Source organism: Paenibacillus chibensis, assembly GCF_004001045.1.
Lineage (GTDB): Bacteria > Bacillota > Bacilli > Paenibacillales > Paenibacillaceae > Paenibacillus_AQ > Paenibacillus_AQ chibensis.
Genome location: NZ_BIMK01000032.1, coordinates 1 through 21,490, shown reverse-complemented (window position 1 = coordinate 21,490; position 21,490 = coordinate 1). Strand labels below are relative to the sequence as shown.

Below are 21,490 nucleotides of genomic sequence, written 5' to 3'. Positions count from 1 at the left end.
GTAGGGGACGAAATATGAATACGGAAAGACTTGGTGAATTGACAATGAATGAACTTCCTATACAGCGGGTGCTGCCGGAGCTGCTGGACAAGCTTCGTACAGGCACATCTGCGGTGCTTGTGGCCGAACCGGGAGCAGGTAAAACCACACAGGTACCGCTCGCCTTCCTGAATGAGCCCTGGCTATCGGGGCGCAAAATCATCATGCTGGAGCCCCGCCGCCTGGCTGCCCGATCTGCGGCGGAGTACATGTCGCGGATTCTCGGCGAATCCATCGGGGGTACCGTAGGCTATCGGGTGCGGATGGACAGCAGGATCAGTCAACATACCAAGATCGAAGTGGTGACGGAAGGGATATTGAGCCGCATGCTGCAATGCGATCCCGAGCTTGAAGAGGTCGGCATGATTATCTTTGACGAATTCCATGAGCGTAATTTGCAAGGGGATCTTGGCTTGGCTCTGGCTCTGGAATCAAAGTCTGTCCTGAGGGAAGACCTTCGCATTCTGGTTATGTCGGCCACGCTGGAAGCGGAGCCGGTTGCCGACCTCCTCGGGGATGCTCCCGTGGTGGAATGTCCCGGACGTCAGTTTCCGGTAGAGACGTTCTACAGGCCCCAGCCTGCCGGCATGAAGCTGGAGCAGCAGATGGCGGCCGTCATTCGTGAGGCAGCGGCCGCGCATCCTGGCGACGTGCTTGCCTTCCTCCCGGGTGCTGGGGAAATCCGCAGGCTTCAGGCTGAGCTGGAGCGAGGCGGAATACAGGCAGACGGGGTAATAAGGCCGTTGTACGGACAACTGCCGCAGCTCGAGCAGGATGCGGCGGTGCGACCCGATCCGGGGAACCGGCGCAAGATCATCCTGGCGACCTCGATCGCCGAGACCAGCTTGACGATCGATGGCGTCCGAATCGTCGTGGACAGCGGTCTGATGCGGACCCAGCTGTTCTCTGCAAGGACTGGAATGCCTTATCTGGCAACGGACCGGGTATCCCGCGCTTCCGCTGACCAGCGCAGGGGCCGGGCGGGAAGAACGGCGCCGGGAGCCGCCTATCGACTGTGGGGCGCCGAAGTGCAGGATCATTTGCGCCCACGCAACCAGCCTGAAATTCTGGCTACGGATTTGGCTCCGCTTGCTTTGGAGCTCGCTGCTTGGGGAGTCCGGAATCCAAGGGAGCTGCAGTTTCTGGATCCGCCTCCGGACGCCGCGTTTGAACGAGGCAGAGAAGTTCTGCGGCGTCTTGGTGCGGTCGATCCGGATGGAATGATCACGGCGCGAGGCAAACAGATGGCAGAGCTCGGCATGCATCCGCGGCTGGCGGCGATGATGCTTCAGGCAAAAGAGATGGGGCAAGGCGGATTGGGGGCAGCCATCGCAGCACTTCTCCAGGAAAGGGATATGATGCGTGGCAATGCATTGGAACGGGATGCCGATATCCGCACCCGGATCGAAGCCGTATTTCTTTGGGAGCAACAGAGCACTGCGGCGGAGCATACCGATGTTGCGGCTTTGAAGCGGATCGTCCAGGAAAGCCGCCGTATCCGCAAGCAGCTGGGCATTCCTGCCGGTGAAAACCCGGATATGGGGAAGATCGGTTTGCTTCTTTCCTTCGCCTATCCGGATCGTATCGGTCAAAGCCGCGGGGATGGCAAGTTCCTGTTGGCCTCGGGACGAGGCGTCGAGCTTCCGCGAGCCCAGCTGCTGAGCCGGTCTTCCTTTCTGACTGCGGCCGAGGTCGATGATCAGAAGGGAGCGGAGGGGAAAATATTGCTGGCTTCTCCGCTTTCGATCCAGGACCTCCTTCAATACCACGCTGATGAGATCGAGGAGGCTCTGATCGTTGAATGGGACTCGTCGCTCGGCGGTGTCAAAGCCCGGAATCAGGTGAATCTGGGGGCAATCACGCTTCGCGAATCGCCAGCCGTTAAACCGGATCCGGAGCGGATTGCGTCGGCTCTGCTCGCAGGGATCCGAGCCGAGGGGATCGAGATGCTGCCGTGGTCCAAACCGTCCAGGCAGCTACGGCAGCGGCTCCAGCTGATGCATCTGGCGGACCCGACATGGCCCGATATGACGGAGCAGGCGCTTCTCGTAACGCTGGAGCAGTGGCTCTTGCCTTATCTGCACGGCATGAAGAGCCGCGCGGATCTGCAAAAGCTGCAGCTTGCCAGCGTGCTGGATCAGATGCTGGGATGGGATCGACGAAGCCGACTTGACCGGGAGATCCCGACGCATTACACGGTGCCAAGCGGCTCCAGAATCGCAATCGATTACAGCGACCCGCTGCAGCCCGTTTTGGCGGTCAAGCTGCAGGAAATGTTCGGACTGCATGAGACGCCGCGCATCGGTCACGGCAAAATACCGCTGACGCTGCATCTTTTGTCTCCAGCGCAGCGACCCGTTCAAATTACATCCGACCTGGCGAACTTTTGGCAGAGCGGATATTTTGAAGTGAAAAAGGAGCTGAAAGGAAGGTATCCGAAGCATTACTGGCCGGATGATCCGCTTGAAGCTATTCCTACAAGAAGGACTCGTCCCCAATAGCAGGCAGGCCCCAGTATAAGAGCTCCTTTGTTTGTTTTTCGGCTGCAGAGGGTAATATGAAAACAAACAGTGAATTGGAGGAAAGGGTCATGGATGAGAAGAAGATTGTAGGCGTGTTCGAAACGGAACAGGAGGCCTCCCGGGCCATCGAAGCTCTGCAGAACGATGGCTTTCCTTCCAAGGGTATTTCCGTCATTACGAAGGACCGTGAGGATTTGGAGTCTCTGACGAAGGATACGGGCACGAAGGCGCCGGAAGGCGTGGCGGCAGGCGTGGCTACGGGCGGAATGCTTGGAGGCGTGACAGGACTGCTTGCAGGCATCGGTGCCCTTGCGATTCCTGGCATTGGTCCCATCTTAGCTGCCGGCCCCATCGCAGCAACACTCGCAGGCCTTGCCGTCGGCGCAGGAGCAGGCGGGATGGTGGGGGGATTGATCGGACTCGGCATACCGGAGGATGAGGCTAAGGACTATGAAGGCTACGTAGACAAAGGTAAAATTCTGGTCATCGTCGAAGCGGGCGGGCGAGACCGGGAAATTATCGATATTTTCAGGGATAACCGTTCGCTGAACACAGAGCGGTACAATAATGACCTCGGGCTGATTACCGATGAAACAACCCGTATTCCGGATGATGATTCCAAGCTTCATTAAGATGAGCCTAGTTATAAAAACCGGCAGCTGCCAAGTGCAGCGAGCCGGTTTTTGTCATCCTAGAAAGGATAAACCTTTTGCATGCGGTTGTCTTCGGTGGGCTTACGTCGATTGACGGTTTTCTTCGGGTTTTGGAGCGAGCTGCATCACCTTGAACGCCCATTTCAAATCACGGTTCAGCTGTTCCGCAGGGTTACCTGACAGCCAGTCTTTTTTTAAGCACAGCTCCAATAAAGAGTGCTCCAGTTGAATGGAAAAACGAATCTGAAGGATAAGCTCATGCAGGAGCTGTTCATCCGAAGTGGCTTGAAGGCAATTCGCCAGCAAGCTCATTCGGCTCCGATTACCCTGCAGCAGATCTTCTGCAATGAATTGGTCGTTAAATGCTTTCATGCCTAGCAGGCTCTCTATGATCGGGTTCAATTCCTTCACCTCTACTGCAAGTGGCCGTTCAGGGAACGTTGGATTCTAATCGCTGCCGGAGCAGCTTTAACAATTCGTCGTTCTCCGAGATACTCTTGATGAACAGATCTTTCAGTTCCGGGCATGCTATGAGCTGGATAAAGGTTCCGAATTTAATCCGCTGCAGCGTTTCATGCCGAAGGAGTGCTTGCCATTCCCCGAAATCTCTAGTGACCCGCTGATTCCCGGATTGGGTAGGACTCTTCATTTGTCTCGGCCCCGTTCTTTTCGACATATTATTAGCGGAACAAGGCGAATATATCCATGAGCAGGAATTCTAAACAAAAAAAAGTTGACTAAAGCCTGAAATTCATATATCTTTAAATCAAGATAAATTGAAATGACAGGAGAGGAACAAATCATGATGCGGTTGACGAAATATTAGTGCGGCTGACAAAGAGGTTTTATTTGCAATAATATCTCAATGTAAAGCTAAACTATTTTAAGAATATAATATATTGGAGGAATTTAAAATGATAGCTTGGGGTTTGTTAATAATCCGATTGGTTGTTGGTTTGACGTTCGCAGGACATGGAGCACAAAAATGGTTTGGATGGTTCGGAGGCCCTGGTCTTAAGGGTACGGCGGGTTGGCTCGGATCAATGAATGTTAAGCCGGCGCTGCCTGCAGCCATCGTTACCGGTTTGTTCGAGCTGGCTGGCGGTTTGCTCTTCGCAGCCGGAGTATGGACTCCGGTGGCGGCGATCATGATCACACTGACGATGCTCGGTGCCATCGTAACGGTTCACGGAAAAAACGGATTTTGGGCGACGGCTAACGGCTTTGAATACAATTTGATTCTCATCGCGGTGGTCGTAGGCGTTGCACTGACCGGTCCTGGAGCATACCACTTGTTCTAAGAAATGAACCATCTGGATCATAAAGGAGGAGCTGTCGGATGAAAATACGTTTGTACACACCGGCCATGCAGGGAAAAGGGATGTTTGACGGGGGTAAAATCACAGAGCAAAAGCCGATCGGATTCTCGGGCGAAGGATCCGTAATCAATCGTGTAGGTCCGCTATTCTACTGGGCTTGGGCGCATACACCTCAAGAGGGCTATGTTCCGCTTCACCCGCACTACAGCTTTGAGATCATGACCTATGTGCTGAGCGGTTTGGCTGAGCATGGCGATTCGCTCGGAACGCGGAGTACGGTCGGGGCAGGCGGAGCACAGGTGATCAAAGCAGGCAGCGGCGTCAGTCATGAAGAGCGTTTTGTGGGGCCGGACATGGAAGCATTCCAAATCTGGTTTGAACCGGATCTGAAGCTGGAAGCGAAGAAGGAGCCTGCTTATGAGCAGTACGAACACGAGGAGTTTCCTATCCATACACAGGACGGGGTTCGTGTTAAACAGGTTCTTGGCGAGGGCTCGCCGATTCGCTTAACGGCGGAAGCGAGTATGTGGGATATCGAGCTCATGCCGCATCAGGAGCACAGCCTCACGCTGAACCCCGGGAAGACGATTGCGGCGCTTGCCGTCAGCGGCGGAGGCTTCTGGCAGGGGGATGACGGACGGCGGGAAGCGTTCCATGCACGGGATTTTATGCTATTAAATACGGAGCATGGGGAAAAGTTGACGCTTCACGCGGATCAGGAGCCGCTCCGAATGGTAGTGATCGAAGTTCCGGAGCGGGTAAACTATGGTCTGATCCCCAAAAAATATTAAAACCATTTGTCAAAAGAGCGCTGCAGATGATATAGTCTGGCAAGCGCTCTTTTTTTCGTTTAAGGAGGGCAGCGGCAGGTTTATATTTGTATGTAGCGTTTCCGGCTTTAGAACAGGAGTGAGGTTATGCCGAAAAAAGCAAGGATTCATGAACTGGAGCTGCTGCGCGGGCTGGCCTTTCTGGCCGTAGCGCTGCAGCATGCGATTGCCCATTATTCGGTGGTGGACGGCGCCAAGGTGGAAGACGGGGTGATCATGACCGTTTTGCTCGTGGCAAGCAAGTTTGCCGTGCCGGTATTTATTTTTATAACGGGGCTGGTGCTCTTTTATAATTACGACGGTCCGTTCCGTTATATTTCTTTCATTCGCAAACGTATTACGGATATACTCATCCCTTATGTATTATGGTCAGCGGTGTATTTTTTCACGAGTCCCGTGTGGAATGTCCATGCGCTCGGCCAAGGGTTTCATATGCTTTTTACCGGTAAAAACAGCTACCATCTCTGGTACATCGTCATGATATTTCAGTTTTACCTGCTCTTCCCGCTTTTCCGATACGGCATGCGCAAATGCGCGGAATGGATTCCTCCAAAGTGGCATGGATTGGCGTTATCCGCGACCGGGCTGCTCTGCATGCTGCTCTTGAATAAATTGTTTTGGATCGGCGATTGGATGAACGAGGCGAATGTGCCTTTCCTGACACCGTTTTTCACGAAGTATGCTGACCGCAATTTTCTCTATTTCTCTTTTTATTTTATTTTGGGTGCCGCCGCCGGAATGAATCTGGACCGATGGAAGTTTTGGCTTGAAAAGGGCAAGAGCGTTTATTGGACGGTTTTCATCGTTTTGTTTGGATACTACACGTACATTACGGTACAGAGTTTCGAGACGCCGGGTGGCCTAAGCATTACATTCAACCAGCTGAATTTGCTGAGACCGCTCATCAGCGTATTTCTCGTTAGCTCGATTTTCGTATTTTATGCCTGGGCCCAAAAAAGGACGAAGCAATCCGGAGCTAGCAGCCATGAGCTCTTCCAGACGCTTGGCAAGTATTCCTACGGAGCTTATCTGGTGCATGCGTTGATGCTCAGACAGAGCTACCGGATCGACGCATGGCTGTTTGCCGGCTGGAATGTGACGCTCCGAATGATCATGACCTATGTGATTTGTATCGTTCTGTCGTACGGGCTTACGATAGCTTTGTCTTATTTGCCGCTCGGAAAATGGACGGTTGGCGTATCCTCCCTTGCCCGCAAGGGGCGCAGCCATGTGCCGAAGCAGAAGCATACCAACGTCCCTATGGTAGACAGCCGATAAAATCATCTCAAACCGAACCTGATTCTCTTGATATCCCGTCCGCAATGTACTTGCGGCTAGGGGGGATGGAGAGTCGGTTTTTTTTATGCATGCAATACGAGTAAGGCCATCAGGCGGGCTATCGACAGTAAAACAACAACGACATGCGGTCTGACTTTTAGGAAAGCTCGTTGATAGGCATTTTTATGTTTTATGCACACATGATTATTACAACATATGAAAAATTCACAACAGAAAAAACATTCTCCGCCAGAGACACTTCGTTTACGAAGATACGGTTTCTTGATCTAGCACATCTCCTGATGGGGTCACAAAAGGATCGAAAGCCCTAATTCTGGCCTGGTTACGGTATTTTTAACCATGTAAATGCAGACGCCCATCCCGGAAGCTTGAAGGTTTGATGGGGCAGCCACGGGTCGATAGCGATGAAAATTACATGTTATGCATTTTGAAAAATAGTCGTTTATAATGGATTTGAATTGGTTAATGAAGGAAAAGAAGCGAAGGGGGAAACGGTGTGGCTTTTATGATTGCCCAGCGTGCTTTTATTAAAACGTATTTGATTACCATGGTCGAGCAGCATCGCGGATACGGGTATCAAATGCTGGAGGAGATGCGGCAGGAGTTTAAGGGCTTCGGCTACAATCCTCCTCAGAGCGAAATATACCGTGCCCTGCATGAGCTCGTTCAAGAAGGTGTTCTATACCGGACCAAGCAGCTCAAGGGGAATGATCCGCGCGTGGATTTTCAGGAGATCGTGCTGTATCACTTCACCGACGACGGTCCCGAGAAAGCCAAGCTGTACAAGAAGCAGGTCAAAACCGACTTGGATCGCTGCATCGGCATGCTGAGCAAGGCGGTCAAGGATAATTATTAGGCAGATTTCATGAGGCAGAAGGAGGAGAAGGAAGAATGAATAAGAAGCTCTGCTTTGGCATTCTGGGCACGGCCAGCATTGCACAGACCGCTTTTATCCCGGGCGTTCAGGGATCTCGTAAATGTACGGTTCAGGCTGTCGCGAGCAGGAATCCGCGGAAGGCGGCTGAAGTGGCAGAGAAGTTCGATATTCCTGTCTCCTACGGCAGTTACGAGGAGCTGCTCCGGGATTCGAATGTTGACGCGGTGTATATTCCGCTGCCGAACCATCTGCATCGGGAATGGACCATCCAAGCAGCCCGGGCAGGCAAGCATGTGCTCTGCGAAAAGCCTGCGGCATTGAATGCCGAAGAGGCCGGGGAGATGGTGGAGGCCTGCCGGAAGGCGGGCGTCATCTACGCTGAGGCGTTCATGTACCGCCACCATCCCAAACACCGGCGTATCCGCGAGATCGTGGAGGGCGGGGAGATCGGCGATATCCGGTCGATTCATGGTTGTTTTACTTACAATAACATTCAGGACACATCCAATGTCAGATATCAGAAGCATATGGGTGGAGGCTCGCTTTACGACGTAGGCTGTTATCCGATTTCTGCTGCGAGAATGATCCTTAGAGAAGAGCCGGTAGCTGTCTCGGCGCATGCCGTATTTTCGCCGGAGCATGAAATCGATCTGATGGCTTCGGGGATGCTGGAGTTCCCCTCCGGCGTTGCGCTCACGTTCGATTGCGGCATGACGGCCTCGCCTCATTGCAAGCTGGAAGTACACGGAAGCCAGGGCCGGATCGAGCTGCCGCTTGCCTTCGGATGGGAGCATGATGATGAGCCGCCGCAGCTGATCGTCTATGCCGGCGATACCCGGAGAGAAGAACGCCTCGGCGTGTTTAATTCCTTCTCGCTTCAAGCGGACGGTTTTGCCGATGCGGTGCTTGAGGATGTAATGCTGCCTTTCGGACCGGAGGACGCGGTGCTGAATATGAGGGTCCTCGATGCCTGCATGCTTTCGGCGCGCAGCCGGGCTCGGGTTCAGGTAAAGGCAGCCAACCGCTAATCATGCATCGCAATAATCCCCGGTTCTCTTGAAGAGAGCCGGGGATTTGTGATTTGTTCCATTCGTTCAAGGGGATGCAGAAACGATATACTACATGCCGTCATCGTAATCTTCAACATCTCGTTTGGCAGCCATGGCCGGGGTGTTGGAGGTGCCATACTCTTCAACCGAATCCCAGGCATCCGCATCGTCGAACCGCCGGTCATACTCTTGGCGTCCCTCACCTGCTCCAGTTGGCGGAGGTGTTATCACCTGCTCTTCCACGGGGCGGTCGCTTCTTAGAGAACGTTCCGGCGTATCATCCACGCAGTATGCCGTGTACGGAATCGCCTGCAGGCGTTCGAACGGTATGTCGCGGCCGCATATCTGGCAGACGCCGTAGGTTCCCTTATTCATTCGTTCCAGCGCACCGTTAATCTGATCCAGTTCTTCGTGTAACGAATCATTAACGGCTAAATCGCGTTCACGCTCGAAAACCTCGGTTCCCAGATCTCCCGGATGGTTGTCTACCGTGGATAGGTCACCGGTGGAGTCGGTTAAGGATTCGCCAAGGGCGGAATTCTCCTCTCCGTTCGCGCTAAAATGACGCTCCAAGTCTTTCTTTTGTTCCCTCAGTGTATGGTTGAGCTCCTGGAGCTGAGCGTCGCTTAAATGGCTCATCTGTCAAAACTCCCTTCAGCATGTTTAGGATAATGGTCTGTATTGTTTCTTACCCTAAAGAGAAGAAGGGAAATCAATGGGGTTGTAAATGGAAGCCGTTAAATGGTTGACGCATCAGCAAGCCGGCAAGGATACGTGCCATATTCAATCTGCAGCGTCGGGTGTTCGATCCCGAATCGATCATGGAGCTCCTGCACCGTCTGCTGAATGATCCGATCATTCTGTTCCGGTTCGGAAACAACCAAATGCACCGTCAGTGCCGTTTCCGTCGTGCTCATGCCCCAAATATGCAAATCATGAACATCGGTCACGGCTGGAATGGATTGCAGGTAGATGCGGATTGCAGCCGCGTCGATTTCCGGAGGGACGCTGTCCAAAGCCATGTTGAGCGAATCCTTCAGCAGGTTCCAGGTGCTGACAAAGATGGCGACAACGATCAGCAGACTCAGGGCGGGGTCCAGCCACTGCCAACCGGTGAACATGATGACGGCACCCGCAATGACGACGCCAAGCGATACGCCGGCATCTGCAGCCATGTGCAGGAAGGCGCCGCGGACGTTCAGGTCGCCTTTTCTCCCGGACAGAAAGAGCAGGGCCGTAGCTGCATTAATTACGATACCCACGGCTGCAACCCAAATGACAGTCGATCCGGTGACAGGCTCGGGATGGGCAAAACGCTGAATGGCCTCCCAAGCGATGATGAAGATCGCCGCCAGCAGAAAAATCGCGTTAAACAAAGCGGCTAAAATGGATGAACGGCGGTAACCATAAGTTCTGCGCTCGGTTGGGAGCTTTTTGGAGAGAAGGCTGGCCGCCCAAGCAAGCACCAGGGCAAGCACATCGCTTAAATTATGGCCTGCATCCGCGACCAGGGATAAGGAGTGGCTGAGGTAGCCGTAGGCGGCTTCCACAATGACAAATACGGTATTCAATATGATGCCGATCATAAAAGCCCGGTTAAAGCTGGCAGGCCCATGCTGATGATGGTGTCCTCCGTGGGAATGCTGATGTTGATGGGCATGAGAATCTGACATGATAACGACCTCCTGTATATCACAAGTATGGAAAATTAAAATTAACATATGAATATGTACTCATATATTGATAATATCACATTTCCCGCTTAAGTCAATGTCTGGAAAAGAGAAGCGTCAATCAAGCGTTTTCTTTGGAATATCCTCCAAAAAAGCGCCGAACCATTTTCATATTGACGCCGGTTGTGATATAAAAAATAAAGGGGATGTATATTATGAAATGAATACCCGTTTGAGTAGTAACCGATTTGGAGGTAATTGGCAATGGATGAACATATGCAGCGCCGACTGGATAAACAGAGAAAGCTGTTTAAGCAGCTGGGTATACAATTGGATGCTCTTTCGATTCACGAAAAGGTGTTCAACACCAAGCTAAGGGGGTACGATCCGGAAGAAGTGGATTCCTACCTGGATGAAATTATTAGCGATTATGAACGTTTTTACGCAACAATCTCGGACTTGATGGATAAATGGCAGGAGCAGCAGCTCGCGCTGCGCGAAGTGAAATCGAGTTCCCGGCCGGAACCGGAACGGTTCGCGATCGATCCGAAGCAGATCGAGGATATCGTGCTCAAGATGGAGTACAATCTTAGACAGCTCAAAACGAAGATCAGACCGGAACCCGACTTTTTCGTGGATTAAACAGAGAAGGCAGCTCTACATATGAACAAAAAACTCCTCCGGGGAAGCAGTGAAAGCTTTTTCGGAGGAGTTTTTTTTCGATGGAAAGGGATACGCGAGCGAGGAAAAACAAAATGACAAATTCATTCTTGAAATATTTTAAACACGAAATTACACCGGATTCATCTATTGATATAAATATTCAAGTGATCGAAACGGACCTAGGATTTACATTGCCTGATGATTATAAAGAAATGATCAAAGAACTAAACGGATTTGAAGGATTTATTAATCATGCCTATATCGTATTTTGGCCGGTAAGCGAACTGATTGAACTTAATGAGGAATATGGAGTTGGAGAGTTTGCTCCGGGAATCTTATATTTCAATTCCATTTATTGAAATGGATTTAGAGGAACTAATAATATGTGGAAAAGATATGAATGATTTTTTTCAGTATCTTTTGCAAGAGTAATCAGGGAGAAGAGTCCTTCGTATTCTACCGTATTCACGGATCGAATCCTGGTGGCTGCTCGGTGCGCCCGATCCATTTCGAGGAAGTTGATTCAGGCGGACAACCCTGCGAGGCTAAGTGGCGAAGCAGGAGATAATTCAGTTAGCAGAACCGCATTGCGACCGCCCTTTGGGCTCATAGAATATAATTATTTCAAGGAGAGTATATGATGAACCAATATAAAACAATAAATAGAATACCTACTATTGAGGAATATAAGAATCTTTGTACTGCAGTTGGATGGGAAGACTATATGAATTTTGAAGTTGCAGAAGAATCTTTAAAGAAATCACTTTTTGGTGTTCTTATACAATACAAAGATGAGATTGTAGGTATGGGCAGAGTAGTTGGTGATGGCAAGATCTATTTTTATATTCAAGACGTGGCTGTAGATCCGGAACATCAAAGCAAAGGTATTGGCAGCTTAATCATGGCTGAAATCACAGATTACCTAATGAAAAATGCACCGGAAAAGTCTTTTGTTGGATTATTCGCGTCGGCAGGAAAAGAATCATTTTATACAAAGTATGGATTTAACAAGCACGAAGGAATGACAGGGATGTTTGGGGTTATTCATGAGAGAGAAATAAAGTAACGAAAAGGTTTCAATGAGGTATTTCAGTGGACGAAAAGCGGGTGACAAACATAAAAAAACTATTATTACTTCTGGCTGTTATGTTCTCGATAACCGCTCTCATCTCATGCAGTATTGAAGACAAGAAAATTAATAATCCGACTTCGATTGCAAATGAATATCCGGGCAATATCCAAGACATCAACAAGATCGAATTGATTGATGGGAAGACCGGAGAAAGTAAAACCATAACTAAGAAAGACGAAATAACAAACATCCTCAATGTAATTAAGGATGAAAAATTGATTCCAAGTGATAATCAGGAAGGAGGGGTCGGATATATTTTCAGAGTTAAATTGTTCGAAAATGAAGAATTAATAATAGACTTTACTCCGAATCGATTAAAAAGCGTTGAATATAAATCAAATGCTCAACTCATTAAGACATTAAAGGGAATATACAAAGATTATTTTGAGAGAGAATTCTAAGAAGTTGTCAACATCTGATAGATCAATCGGAGTAGCAGGACACATCCGGCCACCTAACCGCATTGCGGCCGTTCACTACGAACGCTTAAGGTGGTGGGACGTCGTGAACACAAGTAATCTTACAGATTTATCAAATCAATTTACATGAATGATATGAGGGTAAAACCAATGAAGAAAAAACATAATATTAGAGAGATCATCTATGTAAGTGGTAGCGAAATAGATAATCATTGCTTTTATTCATATGGTATTGAATTTTTTGAATTTATGTCTTGTTTAGATAATAGACCAGAAAACCTAATTTTGCTTAAACATAATTTTGATAATGCGAAGTGGAATCAGCACTCCAGATTTGATTATGTAACATCTCAAGAAATAAATGAATTAATTGATGATTACATATATGGTTATGGGGATTTTTGCTGGGTTGACTTTTATAAAGAAGAAGATCTCGATCAACTGACTAAATTACAAATCGCTGAATTATTATTCTTTAGTCATCTTGCAAAGCCATTGAATGATATACCAAAGGTAAGATTTGCTTATTATGCACATGATGATGGATGGTTTAATAAACTCTATGTAACAAAGCTAGAGGATTACGAAATGATATTATCAAAAGCAGTTGTATTCAAATTACAGAAATTGACGAGAAGATCGATCATTGATATCCCAAGTGATATTTCAAGAATTCTATTGGAATCTACAAAGGAAGGTTTATTTATAGATTTATCAAAGATCAAAAAAGGTAAAGGAGAAATTCAGATACCAATAACTGCAGTTGGACATTACAGAGACATGGATAGAGTTTATGATTTGAAGGATGAAATTACAGACTATAAGATTTGGTTAGTTTATTCGAAGAGTGCATGGAAGCTCATTCAAGAATAGGTTTTTTGTGGAGATCATGATGAATCCTAAATCCAAAAAATAAAGGTGACCTATGATAACATTTGAAAGAGATCATAATAAATTTAATTTCAGAGTAGCGGGGATAGCTATTCATAATCATCGTATATTATTGCACACGACGGAAAAGGACGATTTTTGGAACCTTCCTGGAGGCCGGGTAGAATTTAATGAATCAACAGATCAAACCATTAAAAGGGAAATTAAAGAGGAACTCGATATCGAGATACAAATGAGTAAACTACTCTTTGTGAATGAGGATTTCTTTGAATATGAAGATAAGCGTTATCATGAGATCGGATTTTATTATTTAATTGATTTCCCGGATGGATACGAAGTTTTAACGAAAGATGGAGAATTTAAGGGCATTGAAGACAATGGAAGGTTAATATTTAAATGGTTCTTACTGGATGAATTGAAGGATTTGAACGTATATCCGGAAATGTTAAAAACAGATCTAATGAAGTTGAAAGATCAAAATAAGATACAACATTTTATAGTTCATCAATAATTTCATCTGTGAGCATGACTGTATAGGCTGCTAAGATCATTGAAGGTAATTTTGAAGCAGCCATCAATTAGGCATGGGAGAATGAATATATGGGAATCAGGAAATGGCTGAGATCTATATTTTTTAAGAAAATGACAAGTGTACCAGATTTAAGAGCATCCTTTTCCCTCTATCATAATGGAGGAGAGATTTGGATTTCATGTATAGATAATCTTGGCACAGATATGCCATTAATCAAAGCAAAAGTAAAAAATAATGAAGACCTCATGAGAACTACGAATAAACAATATCGTGTTCTATACCATTTAGAAGGGACAGATGTCCTATATGAAATTGCAGAATATATTGCGGAAAGCCTTGTAAGGACTAAACAGAACATATTGAAGATTGCAATTGTTGGAGCTACAAGAAGTGGAAGGAATCATATTAATAAATGTTTAACGAATGAAACTGCGAGGCGTAGCTTAGGTATTAAATATTTTTCAAGCATGGATCAAGCTAAAGACTGGTTAGTAAGTGAGAGGTATTAATTTACGTGTTCAAATACAGGTTAGGAAGACCTGGATTGTTGGCAAAGGAACTTACTTGGTTGCTTATCATAATGAGGGTTATACTAATAGTAATGAAGCCTATCTTAGGCCGATCAAGCTATCGTACAGATTGAAGAATAAGAGCAGCTTGAATTGAACAAAAAAGTGGTGGTTGAATTGGGGTAACCGTTAAAGATTTACTGCAGCTGCCTTCGTTTAGAGGGGCTCAAGTTGTGACTGGAACAAGCAGGCTTCACCAGACCGTATCCTCATTATCTGTTTTAGAGGTAGCGGACGTCAATTTCTTTTCGCAAATTATTCAGACCGTTCAAGAAGAGTGGTATGCCGAAGAGCTGGTCATCAGCTCTTTTTATTCCATAAAGGACAGCGTGGAGCAGCAGTGTAAAACCGTTCAGTACCTGCATGACCTGGGTGAAGTGGGATTGATACTGTACTATGTCGGCATTGTCATGCCAGATATCGCCGATGAAGTGCTCGAGCTGGCCGAATCTTTGAATTTTATTATTATTTGCATGCCGAGAAATGATTACTCTCTCAGGTATAATGAAGTCATTTATGAAGTCATGGAGGCGATCGTCAGCAATCAGAATGTGAATGAGCATTTCGTGAATGAATCACTGGAAAAGGTATCGCTGCTGCCGGAGCATTTGCGGAGTGTGGAAATTACCCTCAAACTGCTGTCGGACCGGATGAAAGCGAACATCGTTCTGACAAACAGCAACCTGGATATCATCAATCGTGTCATGTGGCCGCGAAATTCATCGCTCCCTGTTGCGGATCTGATCCGGTCCATGGCGCCTTCCATTTTGAACGGCAGAACGGGAGAAGGGGAGCTGAATTCGTCCTGCTTTGTTGAATACAAACGTGTTCAGCAAAAAAACGGCGAGTCCCTGTACCTGTTTATCATTAAGGAAAATACGAAGCTGCCGCCGAAGACGATGGATCAAATCAGCGAGGTGGTGCAGGTGGCCATCAATTTGTGGGGAGATAAGCATAACGAAGTCAGCGAATACGCTCTGGTTAAAGCCATCGTGAATGATGAGAGCGAAAAAATGCGCAGATTGGCCAGTTTGCTGTATATCGACGTTTCCGCCATCCAAATGATGTGGCTCGTTTACATTCAGGATTTGTCGGAGGAACGAAGGATCAGGGAAGACTTAAAAGCGCATCTCTCGCAATATTATAAAACCGCGGTCATTCAAACGATCGATCACTGCATTGTCGTTTTGCTGGGGAATTGCTCCTATAAATACAATGAGTTTGAAATCGCAGAGGAATATATCGAAACCACGAGTCTCATCGCTGAAATATCCAGCATCGTATATTCTCCGAGGATGCGGAACACACAGGACGTACGCCGGATGTACCAGCTCGTCAACGAAGCCTCCAAAGAGGTTAACCGCGTCTACCATCACCGAAAACTATACACCGCGGCTGAAGTCCGTTCCCTGAAACGGGCCATCGACCTCAGCAAACAAGGGGAAGAAATCACGGAAGAATGCTTGTCTGTCCTGGAGCCGTTGTTGGACGACCCTGACGCATTGACAACCTTGATGACTTTTCTTCTGGATGCGAAGGGGAATATGGATGACTGCAGCAAGCTGTTGTTCGTCCACAAAAATACGGTGAAATATCGCATTAAAAAAATTTGCGAGCTCATCGGATATGATGTGACCATCAATTCGGAATCGTACGAAGTTTATACCGCCTGCATGGTCTACCGTCTCATCCATAACTAAAAAGTTCCGATGTTTTGTCCAATCAGACAAAAACATCGGATTTTTTTTTGTTTTCTGAAAAAGACGGTGCTCGGCTTCATCTTTTACAATTACATAGAATGAATGAAAGAAAATACACCTTTCACACGGGAATATCCTGTGAATCATGGAATGAAAGCTTGATCTCATTCTATAAAAGAAAAAACAATTCGAACGAATAAGGTTAGGGGGATCATATGAAAACCGTTAAAGAGCATCAATCCTGGTTCAGTCTCGGGATCATCTGGGCCGGCGCGGTCATCAGCATCCCCAGTTTATTGGTGGGAAACACGCTGGTGGCAGGCATGGGATTGTCGAAAGCGCTGCTCGTCACGTTGGTGGGTTACTCCATCATTGTATTGCTCATGATTTTGCAGGGGATTCAAAGCACGGAGCTGGGAAGACCGACGGTTCAGGTTGCGGGTCAGGTGTTCGGCAAAAAAGGATCGCGGACGATTCTTTCGATCATCCTTGCCGTTGCGTGCCTCGGATGGTTCGGAATACAGGCGAATGTGTGCGGTGCAGCCTTGGCCAATTTATTAGCCGTAGGTGGAATGAGTGTCCCGGTTCCGCTGGCTTCTCTTATCTGCGGTCTTGTGATGGTAGTCTCGGCGATCTATGGCGTTAAAGTGCTGCGCGTCATCAGCTATATTGCCGTTCCTTTATTGATCGGGATCAGCGTGTTTGGTCTTATCAAAGCATTGACCGGTGACTCGCTGCAGATTATTCAGAATTTTAAGCCAGCTGGAGCTATGAGCTTTACGGACGGACTGGCGGTAACCCTGGGGTCGTTTGCCTTGGGCGCGGTTGTCGCGGGTGATTACTCCCAATTTTCGAGAAAACGGTCCGATGTCCTGAAAGCCGCCCTTTTCGGAATTATCCCAGCAGGCTTGCTGATGATTGGTGCAGGAGCCGTCCTGACGATTGCTTACCAGGCCAGCGATATTACTGCAACCTTTTTGAGCATCACGACTCCGTTTATTGGCGGTGTGGTTTTGATCCTCGCTACATGGAAGACGAACCTCGTGAATGCCATTTCAGGCGGTTTTGCCTTAATCAACGTGTTCAACGTATCGAAGGAAAGAGAAAAATGGGCCGTCGGTATCGCCGGAACGATCGGGACGGTACTAGCTGTTGTCGGCATACTCAACTATTTTACACCGATTATGTCCATCCTGTCGGCCATGATTCCGCCGGTGGCAGGCGTGATGATCGCATCTTACTGGGTGCTGGGCAAAGGGGATAAGAGCCGCTGGCATGAGGTCGAAGGCGTGAATATACTGGGCGTCGTTTCCTGGCTAGTGGGCGCCGTTATCGCTTGTACCCCTGTTGTATTATCCCTGTTCCCAAGCTTGCCGCAGGTACCGAATCAGCCGTTGATCGGGATTGTCATTTCTTTTGTATTGTATTATGCAGGCTATCGTTTATCGGCTCGGAAAACAGTCATATTGGAGGAAACGTAAATGAGATATTTAGATCAAGCAGCTGTTGAAAACATCGCCGTCGGCGCAGCATTTTTAGGAACCGGCGGAGGGGGAGACCCTTACATTGGCAAATTGATGGCTCTTTCGGCCATTGAGAAGTTTGGACCCGTAAAACTATTCTCCGTCGATGAGATTCAGGATGAGGACTTTTTTATCCCGGCTGCGATGATGGGGGCGCCTTCCGTACTCGTGGAGAAATTCCCTAAAGGGGACGAGTTTGTTAAGGTTTTTCAAAAATTAGCGAATTACTTGGGAAAAGAACAGATCGCCGGCACGTTCCCGATGGAAGCGGGAGGCGTCAATTCCATGATTCCCATCGTCGTTGCGGCGCAGCTGGGATTGCCTTTGATCGACTGTGACGGTATGGGACGGGCATTCCCGGAGCTGCAAATGGTCACGTTCAACCTGGATGGCATTCCGGCGACACCAATGGCGATTACGGATGAAAAAGGGAACATCGGCATCTTTGAGACCATTGATAATAAATGGACAGAACGGCTCGCCAGAGTGGCCACGGTCGAAATGGGGGCCAGTGCTTTAGTCAGCCTCTATCCGGCAACGGGTGCGCAAATCAAGCAGAGCGGCGTTCATCATATCGTGACCCTGTCCGAACAGATCGGAGCCATCATTACATCGAAGAACCGGGACGCGGGCGATAAGCTTCAAGAACTGCTGAAACTGGTATCCGGCTATGAACTTTTCCAAGGCAAAATCGTGGATGTCATCCGGGAAACCAAGGGAGGATTTAACCTCGGCCAGATGCATCTTGAAGGAATCGAGACGTTTAAAGGCGGAGAGATGAAGGTTCATTTTCAAAATGAAAACCTGATTGCTGAAAAGAACGGTCAAGTGGTAGCGATGACTCCTGATTTGATCTGTCTGGTTGATTACGAAACCTTGTCGCCTGTAACCACGGAGAGCCTGAAATACGGTAAACGCGTACGAGTGGTCGGACTGCCCGCTCATGAAAAGTGGAGAACGGAAAAGGGAGTCCAGACGGTAGGACCAAGATACTTCGGATATGATTACGATTATGTTGCTATTGAGGAACTGGTGAAAAAGGCGGTGGCTGAGAATGTATAGAATCGGGATCGATGTAGGCGGCACCAACACAGATGCCATCATATTGGATGAGAATCATCATTTGCTTCATGCGGTGAAATCCCCAACAAGTCTAGATATTAAAACGGGGATTGAAACCTCGCTCCGGAATTTGCTGCAGGAATCGAATATTGATAAAACCCAAATCACGCATGCCATGTTAGGCACGACGCAGTGTACCAATGCCATTGTGGAGCGTAAAAAGCTGGCCCAAGTCGGCGTCATTCGTCTGGGTTACCCGGCAACGGCTTCCGTTGCTCCGTACACGTCCTGGCCTGAGGATATGGTTCAGAAGCTGTCAGGTAAATATGCGCTCGTTCATGGCGGATATGAATATGACGGCCAAGTGCTTGGAGAAGTCGATGAAGCTGAAATCACAACACTTTTAGAGGAATGGCGCGGCAGTGTCGAATCCATCGCGGTGATCGGGGTGTTCTCTTCCATTAAAAACGACCAGGAGCTCCAGATTCGCGATCTCATCCATCAAGTATACGGAGCTGAATTCCCTGTTTCCTGTTCTTCATTGATTGGTTCTGTCGGCTTAATTGAACGGGAGAATGCGACCATACTCAATGCAGCCTTATGCAAGGTGATTGAAACGACAACCCATGGATTTGTACAGGCGTTAGAAGAAGAGGGCATCACGGACGCAGCGGTGTTTTTATGCCAGAATGACGGTACCCTGATGTCGATCGATTACGCTAAACAATTTCCGATCCTAACCATTGCATGCGGGCCGACGAACAGCATACGCGGTGCCTCGTATTTGGCGAAGATCAAAGATACGATGGTTCTTGACGTGGGAGGGACGACATCGGACATCGGGGTGTTGCAGGACGGCTTCCCGAGAGAGTCCTCGGTTGCGGTCGAGGTGGGCGATATCCGCACGAACTTCCGCATGCCGGATATTATCTCGGTTGGACTGGGCGGCGGAAGCATCGTACGCTCGGAGAACGGTAAAATCACGGTTGGCCCTGACAGCGTAGGATACAAGATTGGACAGGAAGCGCTGGTCTTTGGCGGGCAAACGCTGACGACAACCGACATTGCCGTTCGGCTGGGCCTCGCGGATGTCGGGGATAAGAGCTTGGTAGCGCATCTGGATGAAGACTTCGCAAAAAATGTGCAAGCAGAAATTGCAGCCATCATTAAGCAGGCCATTGATAAAATGAAGACCTCCTCAGGAGACGTTGAGCTTGTTTTGGTAGGCGGCGGCAGTGTCGTGATTCCGGACACGATTCGCGGGGTATCCCATATGATTAAGCCTGAGAACGGGGGCGTCGCCAACGCCATAGGCGCATGTATCGCTCAAATCAGCGGACAATATGAACAAATTTATATTTATTCCACAGAGCCCCGTGAGGATTCATTAAGAGATGCGCAAGAAAAAGCCGTGAAGCAGGCGATGCTGGCTGGCGCTGATCCGGCAACGGTTGAGCTTGTGGAAGTGGAAGAAACCCCGCTGGCTTATCATCCGGGAAATGCGACGAGACTGCGAGTGAAAGTCGTAGGAAACATGAAGTAGAGGAGAGGCCTTACACGAGTTCATACAACTTGTGTGAGGCTCTTTTTTTGTCATCAAAGAGGTGCAACGAGATGAGCGGAAAATAGATTTCACGCATTCTATAGGCAGCATAAGCGTAAATATGGTAAATAGGTAAAATATTATATAATATAGCTGCAATGAAATTTTGGGCGGGTATGGTTCCATACGTAAGGAGGTACATGACGCACGAGCCGATAGGAGCTATCTAAGGACGGCTCGCGTCGTGAATAGGGAAGCGCGCGTTAGCTGAAATGGCCGTAACAGTTCATAAAAGAAAGGATGAAGGATCATGAATAAGTCTACGTACACCATTGCAGTAAGTGGACCATCTGGTTCAGGTAAGAGTACCTTAACAAAGCAATTAAGAGATAAACTTGTTAATGCGATATCATTCCACTTTGATGATTATGAATCAACGAATAAGTATCCAGATGATTTTTTGGAGTGGTTGGAAAAAGGTGCCGACCCTAAATTAGTTCACAATCCAAATTTTAATAGAGACTTATATGAGTTGGTTCAAGGAAGATCGATAAAACTACCTAACAACCAAATGATAAAATCAGAAAAATTCATTATCGTTGAAGAACCTTTTGGTAGGGGACGGGAAGGAATGGCCGAATTAATTGATTTTGTAGTCTGTATTGATATTCCATTAGAAGTAGCACTGGCTCGTAGGATTTTAAGAGGAATACACAATGCCGAAGGTACTCCAGGTGAAACTTTAAAGAACATCGAAGAGGATTTGACTCAATATCTTATAGTCGTGAGAAATTTATACCAAGCTATAAATTCAAATGTCATGGCTGAATGTGATCTAATCGTATCTGGCCTTGAACCAATGGATGTAATTACGGACAAAATAATAAAAGAGCTTGAGAAACGAAATGTTAAGTAACATAAAGAAAATGCAAAAGGAAATCTGCGTAAAAGGGGGCTGCAATCTTGAAAGGATATAAATTGAAGTAATAAAACAATCGTTTCATAGAAAATAATGTGCCAAATCAATTGAAAGATGGAGCTGGATTAGTAGGGATTGCATCTTTCAAGTAAAGGATTCAGAAATATGAGAATACAAGAAATGGAGGAAACGTTAATGGCTGTAAATTTCATGGGGGCAGTATTTGTGAGGGTATCAAATCTTGAGGAATCCATACGCTTCTATTCCGATATACTG

23 protein-coding genes are annotated in these 21,490 nt (G+C 47.8%); 19 read left to right on the top strand and 4 right to left on the bottom strand.

Annotated elements, in window-relative coordinates; all coding sequences use genetic code 11:
* Positions 1-14 precede the first annotated feature (14 nt).
* Entirely contained in the window at positions 15-2,540 is a 2,526-nt protein-coding gene (gene hrpB, locus PCH05_RS21110) for an ATP-dependent helicase HrpB (RefSeq protein ID WP_371860569.1), read from the top strand.
* Positions 2,541-2,629: 89 nt separating this feature from the next.
* Positions 2,630-3,193, top strand: coding sequence for a general stress protein (locus PCH05_RS21105; RefSeq protein ID WP_127605582.1), 564 nt, complete (start codon positions 2,630-2,632; stop codon positions 3,191-3,193).
* 102 nt (positions 3,194-3,295) lie between these two features.
* Here the strand turns inward: PCH05_RS21105 and PCH05_RS21100 are convergent, their stop codons facing one another.
* Positions 3,296-3,586, bottom strand: a complete 291-nt coding sequence (locus PCH05_RS21100; RefSeq protein ID WP_127605580.1) for a hypothetical protein — start codon at positions 3,584-3,586, stop codon at positions 3,296-3,298.
* A 58-nt stretch (positions 3,587-3,644) separates the two neighbouring features.
* Positions 3,645-3,863, bottom strand: a complete 219-nt coding sequence (locus PCH05_RS21095; RefSeq protein WP_127605578.1) for a hypothetical protein — start codon at positions 3,861-3,863, stop codon at positions 3,645-3,647.
* A gap of 265 nt (positions 3,864-4,128) precedes the next feature.
* Between PCH05_RS21095 and PCH05_RS21090 the strand changes: the two genes are divergently transcribed.
* The 5 genes from PCH05_RS21090 to PCH05_RS21070 all read left to right on the top strand — a co-directional run bounded on the left by PCH05_RS21090 (position 4,129) and on the right by PCH05_RS21070 (position 8,567).
* Positions 4,129-4,515, top strand: a complete 387-nt coding sequence (locus PCH05_RS21090) for a DoxX family protein (RefSeq protein WP_127605576.1) — start codon at positions 4,129-4,131, stop codon at positions 4,513-4,515.
* Between the two features lie 38 nt (positions 4,516-4,553).
* Positions 4,554-5,324 carry a pirin family protein gene (locus PCH05_RS21085; RefSeq protein WP_127605574.1) on the top strand — a complete coding sequence of 257 codons (771 nt, stop codon included), beginning with the start codon at positions 4,554-4,556 and terminating at the stop codon, positions 5,322-5,324.
* Between the two features lie 126 nt (positions 5,325-5,450).
* Positions 5,451-6,641, top strand: a complete 1,191-nt coding sequence (locus PCH05_RS21080; RefSeq protein ID WP_127605572.1) for an acyltransferase — start codon at positions 5,451-5,453, stop codon at positions 6,639-6,641.
* Positions 6,642-7,158: 517 nt separating this feature from the next.
* On the top strand, positions 7,159-7,518 hold the full coding sequence (locus PCH05_RS21075; RefSeq protein WP_127605570.1) for a replication termination protein: 360 nt from the start codon (positions 7,159-7,161) through the stop codon (positions 7,516-7,518).
* Positions 7,519-7,553: 35 nt separating this feature from the next.
* Positions 7,554-8,567: a Gfo/Idh/MocA family protein gene (locus PCH05_RS21070; protein ID WP_127605568.1), complete on the top strand. Its 1,014-nt coding sequence runs from the start codon at positions 7,554-7,556 to the stop codon at positions 8,565-8,567.
* A 90-nt stretch (positions 8,568-8,657) separates the two neighbouring features.
* Here the strand turns inward: PCH05_RS21070 and PCH05_RS21065 are convergent, their stop codons facing one another.
* Both PCH05_RS21065 and PCH05_RS21060 read right to left on the bottom strand, forming a co-directional pair.
* Positions 8,658-9,227: a TraR/DksA C4-type zinc finger protein gene (locus PCH05_RS21065; protein ID WP_127605566.1), complete on the bottom strand. Its 570-nt coding sequence runs from the start codon at positions 9,225-9,227 to the stop codon at positions 8,658-8,660.
* Positions 9,228-9,325: 98 nt separating this feature from the next.
* Positions 9,326-10,261 carry a cation diffusion facilitator family transporter gene (locus PCH05_RS21060; protein ID WP_127605565.1) on the bottom strand — a complete coding sequence of 312 codons (936 nt, stop codon included), beginning with the start codon at positions 10,259-10,261 and terminating at the stop codon, positions 9,326-9,328.
* 264 nt (positions 10,262-10,525) lie between these two features.
* On the opposite strand from PCH05_RS21060, the gene PCH05_RS21055 reads away from it, so the two are divergent.
* The 12 genes from PCH05_RS21055 (at position 10,526) to PCH05_RS21000 (ending at position 21,211) form a co-directional block, all read left to right on the top strand.
* Entirely contained in the window at positions 10,526-10,903 is a 378-nt protein-coding gene (locus PCH05_RS21055; RefSeq protein WP_127605563.1) for a DivIVA domain-containing protein, read from the top strand.
* Positions 10,904-10,983: 80 nt separating this feature from the next.
* Positions 10,984-11,283, top strand: coding sequence for an SMI1/KNR4 family protein (locus PCH05_RS21050; RefSeq protein WP_127605561.1), 300 nt, complete (start codon positions 10,984-10,986; stop codon positions 11,281-11,283).
* 281 nt (positions 11,284-11,564) lie between these two features.
* Complete coding sequence (locus PCH05_RS21045; protein ID WP_127605559.1) at positions 11,565-11,990, top strand: GNAT family N-acetyltransferase; 426 nt, start codon at positions 11,565-11,567, stop codon at positions 11,988-11,990.
* A gap of 26 nt (positions 11,991-12,016) precedes the next feature.
* Positions 12,017-12,457, top strand: a complete 441-nt coding sequence (locus PCH05_RS21040) for a hypothetical protein (RefSeq protein ID WP_127605557.1) — start codon at positions 12,017-12,019, stop codon at positions 12,455-12,457.
* Positions 12,458-12,625: 168 nt separating this feature from the next.
* Positions 12,626-13,348 carry a hypothetical protein gene (locus PCH05_RS21035; RefSeq protein WP_127605555.1) on the top strand — a complete coding sequence of 241 codons (723 nt, stop codon included), beginning with the start codon at positions 12,626-12,628 and terminating at the stop codon, positions 13,346-13,348.
* Between the two features lie 52 nt (positions 13,349-13,400).
* The gene (locus tag PCH05_RS21030) at positions 13,401-13,877 is read left to right on the top strand and encodes an NUDIX hydrolase (protein WP_127605553.1); all 477 of its coding nucleotides are present in this window, start codon (positions 13,401-13,403) and stop codon (positions 13,875-13,877) included.
* A gap of 131 nt (positions 13,878-14,008) precedes the next feature.
* Positions 14,009-14,407: a hypothetical protein gene (locus PCH05_RS21025; protein WP_164766746.1), complete on the top strand. Its 399-nt coding sequence runs from the start codon at positions 14,009-14,011 to the stop codon at positions 14,405-14,407.
* A gap of 233 nt (positions 14,408-14,640) precedes the next feature.
* The gene (locus PCH05_RS21020) at positions 14,641-16,167 is read left to right on the top strand and encodes a PucR family transcriptional regulator (protein WP_246049838.1); all 1,527 of its coding nucleotides are present in this window, start codon (positions 14,641-14,643) and stop codon (positions 16,165-16,167) included.
* A 215-nt stretch (positions 16,168-16,382) separates the two neighbouring features.
* Entirely contained in the window at positions 16,383-17,648 is a 1,266-nt protein-coding gene (locus PCH05_RS21015; protein ID WP_127605547.1) for a cytosine permease, read from the top strand.
* Positions 17,649-18,752, top strand: a complete 1,104-nt coding sequence (locus PCH05_RS21010) for an S-methyl thiohydantoin desulfurase family protein (protein WP_127605545.1) — start codon at positions 17,649-17,651, stop codon at positions 18,750-18,752. It begins immediately after the preceding gene.
* The gene (locus PCH05_RS21005) at positions 18,745-20,295 is read left to right on the top strand and encodes a hydantoinase/oxoprolinase family protein (RefSeq protein ID WP_127605543.1); all 1,551 of its coding nucleotides are present in this window, start codon (positions 18,745-18,747) and stop codon (positions 20,293-20,295) included. Before PCH05_RS21010 ends, PCH05_RS21005 begins: the two co-directional genes overlap by 8 nt.
* 310 nt (positions 20,296-20,605) lie before the next feature.
* Entirely contained in the window at positions 20,606-21,211 is a 606-nt protein-coding gene (locus PCH05_RS21000) for an AAA family ATPase (protein ID WP_127605541.1), read from the top strand.
* Positions 21,212-21,490: the final 279 nt, after the last annotated feature.